Annotated in this window: 10 protein-coding genes; 1 reads left to right on the plus strand and 9 read right to left on the minus strand. The window is 40.8% G+C overall.

The annotated features are described in order from the left end of the window. The first annotated feature begins 48 nt into the window (after positions 1 to 48). On the plus strand, positions 49 to 666 hold the full coding sequence (locus tag Q8S11_RS01035) for an outer membrane beta-barrel protein (protein WP_305660218.1): 618 nt from the start codon (positions 49 to 51) through the stop codon (positions 664 to 666). 53 nt (positions 667 to 719) lie between these two features. Here Q8S11_RS01035 and Q8S11_RS01040 read toward each other — a convergent pair whose 3' ends face one another. The 9 genes from Q8S11_RS01040 to Q8S11_RS01080 form a co-directional block, all read right to left on the minus strand. Further along, entirely contained in the window at positions 720 to 1688 is a 969-nt protein-coding gene (locus Q8S11_RS01040; RefSeq protein WP_305660219.1) for an acetamidase/formamidase family protein, read from the minus strand. 87 nt (positions 1689 to 1775) lie between these two features. After that, entirely contained in the window at positions 1776 to 3986 is a 2211-nt protein-coding gene (locus Q8S11_RS01045; RefSeq protein WP_305660220.1) for a PQQ-binding-like beta-propeller repeat protein, read from the minus strand. A gap of 1191 nt (positions 3987 to 5177) precedes the next feature. Beyond that, a complete protein-coding gene (locus Q8S11_RS01050) occupies positions 5178 to 6482 on the minus strand; it encodes an enolase C-terminal domain-like protein (protein ID WP_305660221.1) in 1305 nt (434 codons plus the stop codon). 19 nt (positions 6483 to 6501) lie between these two features. Next, entirely contained in the window at positions 6502 to 7626 is a 1125-nt protein-coding gene (locus tag Q8S11_RS01055) for a mannonate dehydratase (protein WP_305660222.1), read from the minus strand. 37 nt (positions 7627 to 7663) lie between these two features. Next, positions 7664 to 8518, minus strand: coding sequence for an NAD(P)-dependent oxidoreductase (locus tag Q8S11_RS01060; protein WP_305660223.1), 855 nt, complete (start codon positions 8516 to 8518; stop codon positions 7664 to 7666). Positions 8519 to 8544: 26 nt separating this feature from the next. Continuing rightward, positions 8545 to 9993 carry a GntP family permease gene (locus Q8S11_RS01065; protein ID WP_305660224.1) on the minus strand — a complete coding sequence of 483 codons (1449 nt, stop codon included), beginning with the start codon at positions 9991 to 9993 and terminating at the stop codon, positions 8545 to 8547. Between the two features lie 13 nt (positions 9994 to 10006). Continuing rightward, positions 10007 to 10780, minus strand: coding sequence for an HpcH/HpaI aldolase/citrate lyase family protein (locus tag Q8S11_RS01070; RefSeq protein ID WP_305660225.1), 774 nt, complete (start codon positions 10778 to 10780; stop codon positions 10007 to 10009). 71 nt (positions 10781 to 10851) lie between these two features. Continuing rightward, positions 10852 to 12378, minus strand: a complete 1527-nt coding sequence (locus tag Q8S11_RS01075; protein ID WP_305660226.1) for a SusD/RagB family nutrient-binding outer membrane lipoprotein — start codon at positions 12376 to 12378, stop codon at positions 10852 to 10854. A gap of 60 nt (positions 12379 to 12438) precedes the next feature. Next, complete coding sequence (locus Q8S11_RS01080; protein ID WP_305660227.1) at positions 12439 to 15876, minus strand: SusC/RagA family TonB-linked outer membrane protein; 3438 nt, start codon at positions 15874 to 15876, stop codon at positions 12439 to 12441. Between the last annotated feature and the right edge of the window lie 204 nt (positions 15877 to 16080).

The following is a 16080-nucleotide window of genomic DNA, read 5'->3' on the forward strand; positions in this document are numbered from 1 at the left end:
ATTATAGTCGAAAGACAAGTAATTATAAAAACTAAAATTCTAAAGAAAATGAAAAAATTAATTCTATCAATTGTTGCATTAAGCAGTCTTTCATTAGCAAGCTATGCACAAACAGAAAAAGGTAAGTACATTTTAGGTGGGACTGCTTCATATGAAACTTCAAAAACTGATGCGGTAAATGCAAAATCAACAGAGAACCTTAACATTGTGCCAAATCTGGGTTACTTTGTTTCTGATGATTTCGCAATAGGTACCGGCATTGGGTATAGCTTTTCAAAGACTGCTGTTGCAAGTCCTACAGGAATCAACAATGCAGTAATTGTAAGTCCGTTTGGACGCTATTATGCCGGATTAAGTGATCAGTTTAAATTTTTCGGACAGGCATCTGTTCCAATGGCTTTCGGTAATGTAAAAGCTGTTGATGCAAATGGTGATGCGGGTGCTAAGGCAGGAACATCAACATCTATAGGTGTTGCTTTATCTCCGGGATTCGCTTACTTTCCAACTAAAAAGCTTGGAATTGAGTTTGCTTTAAAAGGCATTTCGTACAATAGCTACAAAGTAAAAGATGCCAATGATAATGATGTAATTGGTGCAGGAAGAGAAGATTTCTCATTCGGAACAAATTTCTTCGCTCCACAAATCGGTGTACAGTTCCACTTTTAAGAATAATTAGTTTAGGGTTGAGGGCGCAATTTATTGCGCCTTCTTTGTTTCTGTTAAATCTCTTTTAGATACTTCTTGGGAACCTCAGCACCGGCAACATAATTAAGCTTGCCAATTTTACACATCTGATAAACATTAATTCTGAAATCAGGGCATGTACTCACAAAACAATATGCCTCAACCTGGGTAAAACCATAAGTACTAACCAACCAATCCATCATATAAACCGTTGCCTGATGGACTGCATCCTCAAGCGGTCTGAAAGCATGAATCGCAATAATGGAATCCGGAGTTTCTATTCGGATTCCGGGAGAACGCTTTCCCTTAATCACCTCAAATGAAAGCCTGACAGTTGCCTGGGTTTCTGCTGCAGTTCCGGTGAATTCGGTATCTCCCTGACTAGCGTGTACATCGCCCAGATAAAAAAGCCCACCGGGATGGTATACCGGAAGGAAAATTTTATTCCCGGGTTTGAAATCACGAATATCCAGGTTTCCACCCCAGTCACCTTGCCCATCCAGGCTGTTTGCCACATCCCTGTCGGGGGCTACACCCAAAGTACCGATAAACGGGGTAATTGGCCAGGAGATCTTATCATTAAAATGGAGTGTTCCATCAACTGTAGTCCCGCTTGGACCCGGACTATGTTCAAAAACCATCGTGCTATATTCACCAGAAATTTCATTCCAGCGGGAAGATTCGCCCAATGGCCCACGATTTGGCCCCACAGCAATCCAGGAAGTCTTTTCAACCTCAATCTGAAGAATATTAACAACAAGTGTATCACCACGGTCGAGCCCTTCAATAAAAATCGGACCTGCAATTGGGTTTACTAAAGGTGGTGTACGGTCGAACCCCGGTCGATTGGCAGGAATAGCCTTGTCTGCTGAACTTTTAAAAAACCCAATTCCTGCATCCCAGGTTTCGATTTCAAATTCTTCGCCCGGTTTAATATGAATTAATGGGGTATCCTGGTAATTGAAAGCAAACTTTTTAGCCTGTTCACGGAGAATCTTTTTCATAGCATTAGGTATAAATTTCTTTTAAATTAAGAGAAATTTCAGTCAAATTAAATCCTTGAATTCAAATGTTAACAAATTATATTCAAATTATTGGCTATCAGGTAATGCAAAAACCATGACATATCCTCCGGGATTCTCAGCATCACCTGCAACCGATACAGCAATGTATTGCTTCCTACCACTCTTATAGGTTGATGCATTCGAAGTTGTACTGCCCGGGATTGGGGTATCCCATATTAATTTTCCGGAATCTTTATCATATGCCCTGAACCTGAAATCAGAACCGCCCATATTGGCTCCGATAAACAGCAATCCACCTGCAGTTACAATTGGACCGGTATTCCCTTCGGAACCCGTTTCCGGTTCACCTTTTTGCTGTAAATGAGGATAATTGCCTAAAGGAATTGACCATACATAGTCACCTGTGTTGAGGTTAATTGCATTTAAGGTTGCCCATGGGGGTTTAATTCCAAAACGCCCTTCCGAATCACGGAACTTACCATTGGATAAAATATCCAGGTACCTGACGGGAGCTTCCAGTTTGAATTTATCCGCATCCTTATTTGCTGATTCACTTTTTGCTATTTCTTTCAAAAAATTGATCTCCCTGGCAGGCCTTGTATCTATATCAAACAAAAAGGAAATAATCGCTTCTTCTTTACCGGCAATGATACTGGCAAATGAGGGCATCTTACCGGATCCAACTCTGATTTTACCCAGCACTTCTTCCTCATTCATTCTGCCCTGAAGGCCAATTAATGATGGATAATCAGTATCCCCCTTCTTATCTGCACCATGACAAGCCTGGCAATAAGTAGCATAAAGTGCTTTCCCCTGACTAAATGGTGTGCCTGAGTCATTTTCAGGTTCCATTTTTTTCATGAGACTCACTCCGGGGGTGTTTGTAGCCCTGACATAAATTATCCCACTTGCAGGGTCAAAAGCACCCCCTCCCCAACTTGAGCCACCACTTGTTCCGGGAAGATTGACATTGCCCTTTATAGAAGGTGGAGTGAAAAGTCCTTCATATCTTATGGACTTAAATCTTTTCAATAGTTCATCATTTGACTCCTTTGAAAAATTGCTAAGATCATCCAATGAAATATGCTGGCGGGCATAAGGCTTTGGTTTTAATGGAAATGGCTGAGTAGGCCATGCCTCTTCACCAGGCACATCCGAAGCAGGTACAGGGCGCTCCTCAATTGGAAATAATGGTTCACCCGTATCCCGGTTAAGCAGATAAAGGAAACCTATTTTGGATGTTTGGGCTACTGCATCAATTCTTTTTCCATCATGCACAACACTAACCAGATTGGGAGGTGCCGGCAGGTCATAGTCCCACAGGTCATGATGGATGGTTTGATAATGCCAGATATATTTACCGGTTTGAGCATCAAGGGCCACCACACTGTTACCAAATAAATTCTGGCCCTTTCGGTCTCCACCGTAGAAATCGTACGAAGGTGATCCCAATGCAAGAAATACCATTCCCCTTTTCTCATCGAGACTCATTCCAGCCCAGTTATTTACGCCACCGGCATATTTCCAGGCTTCTTTTGGCCAGGTTTCATAACCAAACTCACCCGGATGAGGGATTGTATGGAAAGTCCATACCAGTTTTCCTGTTCTGATATTATAAGCCCTTTGATAGCCCGGTTCTGCTCCATATAACTCTGAAACTGCAGTGCCAAGGATATACAGATCTTTATAAACAATCCCTGGTGAGGAAGGAACAACGGATATTTTATCAGGATCACCACGCATACCTGTGTTCAGATTCACTCTGCCGTCCTTTCCAAAATCGGAAATTAATTTCCCGCTCAGCGCATCCAATGCAAAAAGATTACTCCCAGCTGTAAACAGGATTCTTTTATCCTTTCCATCCTCCCAATAAGTTACACCGCGGCTAACACCTCCACCCTGAGCTCCAAAAAAAGGGTCAAATGACCATATTTGTTCACCTGTTATCGCATTGATTGCATAAATTCTGTTCCTGCTGGATGGAATATACATGATCCCTTCAACTATTACAGGATTTGCCTGGATTCTGGATGTTCGCGCACCCGGCAATGCATCCTTAAAACGAAAGGTCCATGCAAGTTCCAATTGATTAACATTCGCTTTATTGACTTGCTTTAAGGCTGAGTAACTGCTGCTTTTTGAGTCTGATTTATATGTGCTCCAGTTAGTGGGTTTCTGATTTGTTGTCTGGCAGGCTGAACTAATAAACAGGAATAAAATAAGCCACAAACCAGATTTTGTGCTTATTTTTTGAAAGATCAAGGTATCACTACGCATACTTTTCCGAACTCAAATATTAATAAACTCCATTACCTGGAAATTCATTTCAATTTAAGTTTAAAAATTTATTGGATGAGGGGAATTTGAAAAAATATTCAGGAATGAATTAATTTAATTCAAGTTAGTAGTGTCAGGTAAAAATTGAGATAATAGGAATAATGATCTTATTACTAACTCATAATTATTCTCTTTTATCGCTTTTTTTTGTTTTTCTGTTGTGCTCAAGCTTTCCTTCGGGAGATTCCTGCATTCCGACCACTGTCATTATTTAAGAGTTGATTTCATACTAAATCCAAAATAGCAAGTCACGAATTAGTTTATTCCTTTTTGGGTTTTAATGAACAATTCAATTTATGGGAAATATTTTCCGCTCATGGCCGCGGGGCCTAGTCCTTTTCCTGCAGCAGGAAAGGATTAAAATGCCGCCGCTGCGTCTGATGCTTTGAAGGTTTCTGCCTAGGCCCGGCTAGTAGTTGCCGCACCAGCCAATGCGGAAGAAAGCTTATTAATGGGGGCTGCTAGCGTGGCGTTTAAAAAAAATATTGAGATTAATTATCAGGATCCTAGGCGTATCGCCTTGCAATGACATTCATATACTTTTTTTGCGGCATTGGACAGGGCGGGCAATTCAAAATTGCCATCGCACTGACTTTCACAGCCCTGTACGCAGCCGTTGATGGATGAACATTCCTAAACTTTTAACGTTAATCTTAGTAACCTTTAAATCTCGATAATGAGAAATTCATTTAAAATGAACCAAGATTTTCCGAGCGGGGGGAGGACAAAACGGCGGGCCGGGTGTATGGCCTCTAGTAGTGGGAGCTTCGTTTTGTCTTGATTTTACTCAGTTTTTATTATTGTTTTTTATAGGTCTTCGTGGTCTCACCGCAAGGGCGGTTCGGCATTGGTTACTTTTTCATCAAGGAAAAAGTAAATAGGCCTCCGCGGCTATGAGCGGTATAAATTTGAAATCACACGGAATAATTATAACCCTGAATAGATATAACATACTGTATATTAGATATTTAAGATACTAAATAATTACATTGGCAGTCCGCTAGGATGAACCCATTCGGACGGGCAGCAGGGAAAAGGATTGCCCTTCCGCCGCAAAGGCTGACTAATTTTATTATTAATTATAAATTTTATTTTTACCTGACATTGTGATTAAACGCTGACTATATTAATTCACCATCTGGTGGCTTGAAATTTCCAACCCGGGACTTTCTTCTGCATTTCAATCTCATCATTTCTCTTTTTGAGGCCACAATTAATATAGTTTTGATGCAATCTTGCCAGTGCAATTTTATCCAGTTCAACGCCTAAGCCCGGCTCATCCGGAACCTGAACCGAACCATCGGTGAATTTAATCCGGCCACCCAGTATAACTTCATCCGATTGCCATGGATAGTGTGTATCCAGAGCATAGGGCATCTTGGGAAGTGCAGCGCCCAAATGTACCATGGCAGCTAATGAAATACCTAAATGGCTATTAGAATGCATGGATAAATCCCGGCCAAAGGTTTCGCAAATTCCCGAAAGGGTCATCGATGCCTTCAAACCGCCCCAAAAGTGATGATCACTCAAAATTATATCCTCCGAACCAATTTTTATACTGGCAGGTATCTCCTCGAATGAGGTTGTACACATATTGGTTGCGAGCGGGGTTTTTAAAACCTTACGGACAGCAGCCATATTTTCTTGTCCACGAACAGGATCCTCCAGGTATTCCAATACCCCTTCAAGTTCTTTTCCATATTGAATCGCTGTATTCAGAGCCCAAATGGCATTGGGATCAAAACGCAAGGGAACAGATGGACCAAATTCTTTATAAAGTGCCAGTATTGTATCCACTTCAATTCTGGGTTCAAATACACCTCCTTTTAGTTTGATGGATTTAAAACCAAACTCCTTGCACATCGCTTTGGCCTGAAATACGATTTCTTCAGGATTTATAGCCTGTTTTTGTTTGGCTGCCTCCCATCCAATTGCAGTTGGGTCTAGATTGAACCCATATTCTCCTCCTGCACCTTCGTATTTATAAAAGAGGTATGCGGAAAAGGGTACACTTTCCCGCATTTTACCTCCAAGCAAATCAACTATCGGCCGTCCCAGCACTTTGCCCATAATATCCATACAGGCAACTTCAACTGAACTGAAAATATGTACCAATTTCCTTTGATCCCATGGTGCTTCCCCTCTTGCCAGAGGAGATTCGGAACCAAATCGTTCAGACAATACCGCCCTGATCTGATTCAGCTGGAATACGTCTTGTCCGATCAGAAGCTCTTTTGCTTCATAAAGTGCCTGCTCAATGTCAGAGGTTCCGGGTATCTCGCTGATACCTGAAATCTGATCATCGGTAATAATTTCCAATATAATTCTCAGGGCATAGGGGGCATGCAGACCTGCCGCATTTAATAATGGCGGGTCAACAATCGCTATGGGTGTGATAACGATATCCTTTATTCTTGGACCTCTTTGTCTGAGCATATTGTTGTGTTAGATAATATTAGCTCGCCGCTTCGGCCTCCTCAGTTACAGCCTGAATTAAGCCCTTAATATATCCATAACAGAATGCAAAGGACTGCCAGCTGGCAACAGGATCTTTGTGATAAGGTACGTGATCAGGCATAACCATACCATCAAAACCTACTTCACGCAATTCCCTAACAACCTGAAGGAAATTCATGTCCCCATTATCAGGATAAACCTCCTGGAAATTTCCCCATCCACCTTTGATGTTTCTCAGGTGAATGTTAAATATCTGATTCCGTTCTCCGGCCCATCTGATGATTGGAATGATATCATTTTTGGGATCCTTTAAACCTTCAGCAATAGAACCGATACAGAAGTTAAAGCCATGATATTTGCTGTCATAAAGTTGAGCGAAGCGCTTAATTCCTTCAAATACATCCGGACTGTTCCAACGGGTGATTCCCCTGTAGCCAACAGGAGCAGGTGGATCAGCAATATGGTTAGCCAGTTTTACATTATATTCTTTAGCAACCGGCAGAGTTCTGTCTAATAAATAGGTGATCCGTTCAAACATATCATCGATGCTTACATCCCCGGCAATGGTTTTTGGGTCATTCCTTCTCAATGCTTCAGGCAGATCCCAGGTACTGTATTCTGCATTGCCCCGTTTCGGATCAATTGTTCTTCCGGTTCTAAGTACTGGCAGGATGGTAGTATTATAATTAATTACTTTAATTCCTGTTTTCCCTGAAACCATGATCATTTGATTGAGCATTTCGATTTCGCGGTCTCTTTCCGGACTTTTACCAAGCATTACGTTAGGGAAAATCACTTTGTCAATACCGGCAGAAGTCAATGGCCAGTGGTAGGCATCCAGGCTTATTCCATACTTTTCACAAGCCTCTCTTTTCCGGAGTGAATCTTCGAGATCCCATCCCACTCCAGGAATAACTTTAGGAGCTCCCCCATCAATATTATAAACCCCGCAGCGCCCTTTCAATTGGAGGTTCTCTTCGGTAGTTCCACCAGACTGGCATCCAACTTTCATCAATACCTTTCTCGGTTTTGGTTTTACTTCTGCCATTGACTCGATTGGAGACAAAACGGATGCACCTATGGATCCGGCAGCAATTGTTTTAACAAAATTTCTACGTTGCATAATTTTAATTTTATTAAGTTCGGTTAAACAAAATGATTTACTTTTTTTCTTGTAGCAGAAAAAGGGAACTATGATCCAACTCCCCATGACCCTCATTAAGCAGCTGCTCCATTAATCCGGCTACTAATTCAGTGGCTTTTAAAGAAACCTGATGATTAGCTCCGGTTTGCAGGGCTATTCCCATATCTTTCTTATGTAATTTTACTTTAAATCCGGGAACAAAATTCCCGTCTATCATGCGTTTGCCGTGTAAGTCTAAAATGCGGCTTTGTGCAAATCCTCCTAAAAGCACTTCTCTCATTTTCTCGAGATTAACCCCTGCTTTTTTGGCCATTGAAAAGGCCTCCGCCACTGCCTGTATCGTAATCCCAACAATCATTTGATTACATGCCTTCGTCACCTGACCAGCACCGGCATCTCCAATAAGCACAATATTTTTGCCCATTGCCTGCAAAACCGAAAGGGCTCTGTTAAAAGATTCCTCAGTTCCTCCTGCCATAATCGATAAAGTACCAGCTTCGGCACCTACCTGTCCACCAGAAACAGGGGCATCCAACGCGGAAACTCCCTTTTCCTTGAGACTATTATAAATTTCGATGCTCACACCCGGCGAAATGGTAGACATGTCTATAAAAAGAGAGCCCTTTTTGATTCCCGGAAGAATTTCTGAAACAACCTGTTTTACTTCTGGTGAATCAGGTAACATCGTGATAATGACATCTGAATTTGCAGAAAGATCTGCAATACTTTCACATACCTTTGCCCCGGCAGACTGAACAGTCCCGGAAGAACTGCTTTTACTCAAAACATTAACCTCAAAACCGGCTTTTAATAAATTCAATACCATCGGTTTTCCCATGATACCCAAACCGATAAATCCTATTTTTTCCATTACCTATTAATTACAATTTAAAATTCTTAAACCAGTGGAAATAATTTTGCCCCTATCATAATGACGATAAGACCTGTAAAACCCATAACGACTAACAAAGGCGAAATGGTCTTAAGTGCTTCTTTTTCTGTCAGGTTACTCAATTTACAAATAATCCAGAATCCGGAATCATTCATCCATGGAACTATCTTAGATCCACAACCGATTGCTAATCCTAAATACACAGGATGAAATGCCAAATCAGAATTCAAAGCCATCCCGGATAAAATTCCAGATGCAGTAATCAGCGCAACAGTGGCTGATCCTTGTGCAGTACGAACAATAGCGGCAATCATGAAAGCCAGAGGGATTAATGCCATTTGATAACCTTTGGTCATATCTGCAATTTCAGAACTAATACCGGTTTGCTGCAACATGCCTCCAAATGCACCACCTGCAGCAGTAATCAGTATAATCCCCCCGCCACTATTTAAAGCAGCCTGGATTTGAGATGAAATTCCCTCTTTCGAATCCTTTTTACGACTGGCCAGAATCAATAAAGCCGCAATTCCGCCAATTACCAGGGCAGTGTTCTTATTTCCAAAGAATCCAACGATACTAATTAAAGTCTGGGACATTGGTGAAAGGCTACTGATATCAGCAGGTTTAAATGCATTTACAATTGTATCTATACAAATAAAGACCAGAGGAATCAGGATCGGTAATAAGGAAATTCCTAAACCTGGAAGATGCTTAGTGTCAATGATTGAAGCAGCCCGGATATCTTCCAGTTTGGCATCTGCTGAATCCCGCATTTCAATTGGGCCTCTCTTATTCGACCATACCGAGAAAAAATATCCAGCGGTAATGGTAAAAAGACCTACAATTGTACCCGCAACCATCATCAAACCAATTGGAATATTCATTTCACCAATCAAAAAAAGTGGGCCGGGTGCCGGAGGAACCAAAGAATTAGCCATAGCAGCTCCCGCCATAACACACATCACAAGTAAAAGGTAACTGTTTTTAATCCTTAATGCCATAGATTTAACTAATGGCATCATTAAGAAAATAACAGTATCAAAAAATACCGGAATACCTATAAAAAAGCTACTCACCAAAAATGCGACAGGAGCTTTATCCATGCCCGTTAAATACAGGATAGACCTGATTATTCTCTCGGCGGCTCCGCTTTCCAGTAAACATTTGCCAATAATGGCAGCCATGGCAATCAAAATTCCGATTTTAGCACAGGTGTTTCCAAACTCTGTAGCAATCCGTTCTCCAACATTTCTTTTCGAAAAAGACAATGCCGCATCCGCAGACATCCCTTTTGATACAGCATAATTTTGAAGAAAGTCAGGAGGGGTAAGCATTGAAACAATAAATGCTGCGAATAATAAGGCTAGGAATGGATGAAGCTTGAAGCCAATAATCCCACCGACAACGATGACTACACCAATAAATAACAATAAGAATGGATCGGATAAATACATAAGATTAATCGGATTAAATTTGTGGTTTTCTAAAATCTGCTAGTTTATTGGCCATATTACGTGCACCGTCAGCTACGAAAGTTGCGTCGGCACCACAAGCCAGGAATCGGATTCCCATTTTATGGTATTTTTGATAATCATCGGGATTGAAGAAAAGTATTCCTACGGCTTTATTAGCCTTTTTTGCGGCTCCAATTATTCTTTGAACTGCATCCAGAAAATCTGGATGATCAAATTGTCCGAAAATGCCTAATTCCATAGTCAGATCTGCGGGCCCGATAAATAGGACATCCACTCCTTCAATGGCTGCTACTTCATCCAGATGATTTAATACTTCCCTGGTTTCAATTTGTACCACCCCAAGAATCTGATCTTTGGACTTCTGGTAATAGTCATTAAAATTCAATCCGAATTGGGTAGCCCGAACCATTTTTGCAACCCCTCTGTTTCCAAAAGGTGGATAATGCAGACCCTTAACAACCTTCAAAGCCTCTTCAGCATTCCGAACCTTTGGGCACATCACCCCTTCAGCACCCATATCCAGAACCCGGTGAATTCGTTGTGGCTCAGTACTTTCGGCACGAACTATCACTCCGGCAGAAGTATGTTCCAAAGCCTGTATCTGTGATAGTGTAGTACTTTCAGAGCCTGCACCATGTTCCAGATCAATCAAAACCCAATCAAAACCGGATAGCCCAACTATTTCGGCAGTGACAGCACTGCCTAGATTTAACCAACAACCATTCAGGGTTTCCCCGTTTAATAATCTCTGTTTTAAGTTTTTCATGTTAAATCTGACAGTGCTGTTTGTATTTAAAATTTAGTGTCGTTGTTCTCTGGTAAGTAAATGAAATATAACTACTTTTTATCCCACCAGATGCGGGTATCCATAATATCAGCACCCTGCCTTGCAATTGCTGCCTGTACATTCGTTTTATTTACATTCAGTTCAGCGTCAGTATAAGTCAATCTCCGGATAAATGGTTCTGTCTTAAGATCCTTACCGGGATAAGGATTCGGTGTCAGATTTGGGAAACCACTTCTTCTGAAATTAGCCCATGCTTCTGGTCCAATCAGAAAATTTGCCACCCAATATTGCGTGTTAATTTGTTCCAACTCCTTTCCGGCTGCAATTGGATTTGCAGACACAAATGTGTTAATTGCTGCATCTGTAATGGCTGAACTTGCTCCATAACTTGCAAATTGCTGCATATGAGCGCGAATTCCATTGCTATAAAAAGTTCCCATAGTACCTGTTGTCCAATTCCTGAACGATGCTTCAGCCAATAACAATTGGGTTTGTGCGTATGTAACCAGGAAGCTGGGAGCATTCAATCCGGCCATCCGGGTACGGTCGAGCTGACTGTAATCCCATAAACTTGCCAAATTGCTTGCTTTGACTGCTGTGGTAATGGTGGTATTATCATAACCCAGAGGCGCCCCAATCTGAACAGCCGGGGTTCTGTTAGCCCTTGATTCAACCTGCTGGGCGCCACTTGCAGCACCGACATAACGCACAGCAATTGCTGCTAAACGTGGATCATTCGCATTTTTAAGATGAGTTACAAAATCTTCGGCAAGATAAAAGAATGCAGACTGCCCTCCGTTTAATTGTGAACCAACCGGGTTTGCAAAAGATGCATTATGTCTGATGATCGCGTTGTCGGCGTTTGATTGCATCAGACCACCGGTAACTGCCTTTCCTACAGCTTCTGCGGCTTTGGTGGGATTTATTTTTGATAAACGCATACCGGCACGTAGCAGTAAAGAGTATCCAAATCTTTTCCATTTAGTTATATCTCCATCGTATAATACATCGGTTGTAACCCTTGTTTTGGCAGCATCCAATCCTGCGGAGGCAGTTTCCAGCTCAGTTAAAATAGATGTATAAATTGATTCCTGAGAATCATAGGCCGGAGTTGAAATACCCTCCAGGTAATTTTTACCAGCCTGATTGTAAGGAACATCTCCATAGGTATCAGTCAAAAGCATAAATGTGTATGCTTTCCATATTCGGGCCATATTATACAGGTTGGAACGAGCCGGGAGATCTTTGGTTTTTGCAATTACATCAGTTAATTCTTTAACATTAGTTTGATAAAGATTATTCCAATTTCCTGCAGCAACACCACGGTTATCCTGATTAAAGTTAGCTGCTGAACCCTGACCACTAAAAGGTGTGATCATTTGCTTTACTATTGTAGTCTCATAACTCAGATTTCCATATCCGGGTGCAGTATTAATTATGGCTGAATTTAATTGATAAGAAGGCTCTACTGAGGTTAAGGCAATGGGGTTGACGTTCATTTCATCAAAACCTTTATCACAGCTCAGCAGTCCGAAAAGGACCAGAAAAATAGCTGAAATTCTTAGTTTATTTTTCATCTTAATATTTTTTAGTATTCAATTTATCTAAAATATTCTCGTGTTGAATGTTTGGATTTATTAGAACTTAACGTTCAGATTGAATCCTATACTTCTCGTAATAGGCAGCCCGGTTGCTTCCAATCCAACCAAATTGTCGGATGGCAAACCGGATTGTTCAGGGTGAATGTTATCAACCCATTTCTTTATTGCCCAAACATTGTTAGCAACACCATTCAAACGCAATCCCTTGATAAATGAAAGTCTGGAAGGTATAAAACGTGTAAAATCATAGCCAAGCGTAATTTGACGCAATTGCCAGAGTCCGGCATTATAGACAAATTGTTCTGCAATATTTTGGGAACGTACTGTTTCATAATATGCCTGAAGACCTGATTTGGTTGCATTTACCTGGCCATTCGGATTAACACCTTCACCAAGAACTAAGTTATCCGCACGTCCAACTAAAGTTGCTTTGTGTAAGCCATGGCGCCATGCATTATGATTGGTTCCCGAAATTAGTTTATGCCCTAATTTGAAGTCGACAAGGAAAGACATCTCCACGCCTTTTACTGATAAACTATTGGAGAGGCCACCAACCCAAACCGGTATTGCCGATCCAAAGGAAATTTGAGTTGGAGTACGGAGCGGGCGACCATTTCCGGCATCAAATACTTGTCTGCCTTGTGCATCTCTTAAATACCCAAAGCCAAATAACTGTCCCATCGCCTGACCAACTACCTGGCGAAGCTCTCCGGTAAAATCAGCAGTACCCACAGTGATCATATTATCACTAACACCACTTCCCAGATTCAATACTTCTGTTTTATTGTAGGAAGTATTGAAAGCAAGATTCCAGTAAACACTTTGAGTCCTGATTGGATTAACAGTAAGCAACATTTCCACCCCCTGATTCCTGCTTTGTCCAACATTGATCAACTGGTTTAAATAACCACCTGCATTGGAAGTTTGTGCTCTTAATATCTGATCTGATGATAGCTTATTGTAATACGTGAAATCTAAACCTATCAGATTGTCCAATACTTTCAATTCCAAACCAAATTCCTTTTCAGAAACCCTCATTGGGCGCAGATCTGCATTGGGAACTGTAGATCCGCTTATGCTTCCTAAAGGTTGAGCTGCACCGCTTGGAGAAGGAAACTGCTGTGCACCTATTCCATAAAATAAATTATTGGCATACGGGCTAATATCAGTATCACTACCTACCTCGGCGTAAGCGGCCCTGATTTTACCAAAGTTTAACCATTTGGGCAAAGATGAACCAAGTGCTTGGGAGAATACAAAACTACCTGTGACTGATGGATATAAGATACTCCTGTTAGCCGGCGAAAGGGTTGAAAACCAATCGTTACGTAATGTACCATTTAGGAACAAAAAGTCCTTGTAAGAAAGTTCAGCCGAACCATAAAATGAATTTACCTCGCGCTCTGAATAATCATAAATTGCATCTCTCTGGCGACTATTGCCAATTGTATAGAGATCCCGTGTATAAAAGTCCTGCACAAAAACATTATGCCGGCTAATCTTCCGATTCATTTGATTTCCACCAACATTCAGACTTGCACCAAAATCGCCAAAGGTTTTATTTGCACCAACTAAGAAATCAGCGTTCAACTCCCTGACTGAACGGGCGTCCTGGACGAACTGTCCATTCACGAAACCTGCCGGAGCGGCTGCCTGTCTTTGGGTACCTGTTGGCAGATTGTAATCCTGTTCCCTGGAATAGAAATCCTGTCCAATTCTACCTTGTACGAATAACCAATCATTGATATTGTATTTTGCAGTAACATTGCCGAAAACACGGTCATTATTAATGTTATCAAAACGTTTCAGCGCAAAATATGGATTCGTCCTGTTGGTAAATCTGGACCATACATTTTCATTCCCATTAGCATCTTCAGCATATTGTTCCAATATGGATAAAGGCATAGAAGTAGCCAGGGTGAATATAGTAACCGGGCTAAAATCCTGCTCGGCAATGTTAGGCGGATTCTTACGATACTCCTTAGAGTAGTTTATATTACCTGTTACTGTTAATTTTTTACCTAAATTTTGAGTAAATCCTAAGTTTATTGTATTCCGGTCATAACCTGAATTTGGTAGGATTGTGTTGTTTTTAAGGTTTGAAACCGAGAGGTTTAATCCACCATTTGCACCACCAGAGGCTAAGCTGATTGTATTTGACAGATTACTTCCTGTTCTATAATATTTGTCGATAACACTACCTTGGTACTCATAAGGTACTATTATATTATTAAAAAGGGTATGCGTCATGCCCGGTTGAAACTTCTCTCCAAAGCTCCAAACACCCGAAGTAGGAAAAGCGGTTGTTGGTCTTACCCCATTCTCTCCCTGACCATATTCGCTCTGATAGTCGGTATAATCCAAAGGATCATCAGTTGTATAATTTGAATTATAAGTTAGTGTAACCCCATCAGATCCTTTATTTTTTGTTGTAATCATAATTACACCATCCTTAGCTCTTGAACCATATAATGCTGAAGCAGCTGCACCTTTCAAAACCGTCATGCTTTCTATATCATCAGGATTGATACTCCCTAAACCATCACCTCCATCCGAAGTACGGTTACTTCCTCTTTGGGATACATCTCCTCTTGCAGCATAATTGGTATTATCTATCGGGACACCATTTACTACAATCAATGGTGAATTATTACCACCAAATGAAGACTGCCCCCTGATTCTGATTTTACTTGTTCCGGCAGGGCCAGATCCCATAGGCGTAATATTTACTCCGGCAACTTTTCCCTGAAGTGCATTCATGAAATTGGTTGTCCGGTTAACAGTCAGCTCTTCTGCAGAGACATTAGTTGTTGCATAACCTAAACTTTTCGATTGTCTTTTAATACCTAATGCAGTAACAACAACCTCATTCAGGGCAGTATTGGCTGTTTCGAGTTTTACATTTATTGATGTCCGTTGATTTACAGCAACTTCCTGTGTTGTAAAACCAATAAAAGAAAACACGAGAACACCACTTCCATCTGGAATGGTGATCGAAAATTTTCCATCCAGATCTGTGGTTGCACCGATATTTGTACCCTTGAGCTTGATACTTACACCAGGAAGTGTCTCGCCTCTGGAATCAGAAACAAGACCCCTGACAACTATATCCTTTTGCAAATTAACTTCTTCGGGAGCAGCAGAAAAATTCTGTAATTGTCTCAGGTCAGTGATAGGAATAGTCTTTTTAGAAACCAGTATTGTTTTATTCTTAATACTAAAATCAAGAGGCTGATCCTTAAAAACATTGATCAAAACCTTTGAAAGATCTTCATTTGAAGCATTAATTGTAACCGGCTTCGCTAAAGCGAATAATTCCTCCTGAAAAAAGAAGCCATAACCAGTTTGCTTTTTTATTACCGTAAATACAGTTTCAAGGGAGACATTTTCACCGCTGTAGGTAATCTTTTGAGAAAATCCTTCGGCACTTGCGTTTAAGATTAAAACAACAAGAAGTATGAATGTCAGTTTCATAACACGGAGTATTTTATTGAAAATAACCCATTGTGAACTAGCATATGTTAAGAATTGAATTCCACTCTTTATCTCTGGCTTTGAGTCTAAACTATGGTTAAAACCCACATAGCCTTCATTTTTAGAAAATAAATTCATAAATTTGATTGGTTTGGTGATCAGAAATTGAAGCAATTAAATTATTTGAAGTCCAAACTTTGACCA

It is taken from the genome of Daejeonella sp., from assembly GCF_030695525.1.
Lineage (GTDB): Bacteria > Bacteroidota > Bacteroidia > Sphingobacteriales > Sphingobacteriaceae > Daejeonella.

Bases quoted from the DNA above. Each gene is read 5' to 3' on its own strand.
- Q8S11_RS01035 (WP_305660218.1), top strand. From the start codon at position 49: ATGAAAAAATTAATTCTATCAATTGTTGCATTAAGCAGTCTTTCATTA.
- Q8S11_RS01040 (WP_305660219.1), bottom strand. From the start codon at position 1,688: ATGAAAAAGATTCTCCGTGAACAGGCTAAAAAGTTTGCTTTCAATTAC.
- Q8S11_RS01045 (WP_305660220.1), bottom strand. From the start codon at position 3,986: ATGCGTAGTGATACCTTGATCTTTCAAAAAATAAGCACAAAATCTGGT.
- Q8S11_RS01050 (WP_305660221.1), bottom strand. From the start codon at position 6,482: ATGCTCAGACAAAGAGGTCCAAGAATAAAGGATATCGTTATCACACCC.
- Q8S11_RS01055 (WP_305660222.1), bottom strand. From the start codon at position 7,626: ATGCAACGTAGAAATTTTGTTAAAACAATTGCTGCCGGATCCATAGGT.
- Q8S11_RS01060 (WP_305660223.1), bottom strand. From the start codon at position 8,518: ATGGAAAAAATAGGATTTATCGGTTTGGGTATCATGGGAAAACCGATG.
- Q8S11_RS01065 (WP_305660224.1), bottom strand. From the start codon at position 9,993: ATGTATTTATCCGATCCATTCTTATTGTTATTTATTGGTGTAGTCATC.
- Q8S11_RS01070 (WP_305660225.1), bottom strand. From the start codon at position 10,780: ATGAAAAACTTAAAACAGAGATTATTAAACGGGGAAACCCTGAATGGT.
- Q8S11_RS01075 (WP_305660226.1), bottom strand. From the start codon at position 12,378: ATGAAAAATAAACTAAGAATTTCAGCTATTTTTCTGGTCCTTTTCGGA.
- Q8S11_RS01080 (WP_305660227.1), bottom strand. From the start codon at position 15,876: ATGAAACTGACATTCATACTTCTTGTTGTTTTAATCTTAAACGCAAGT.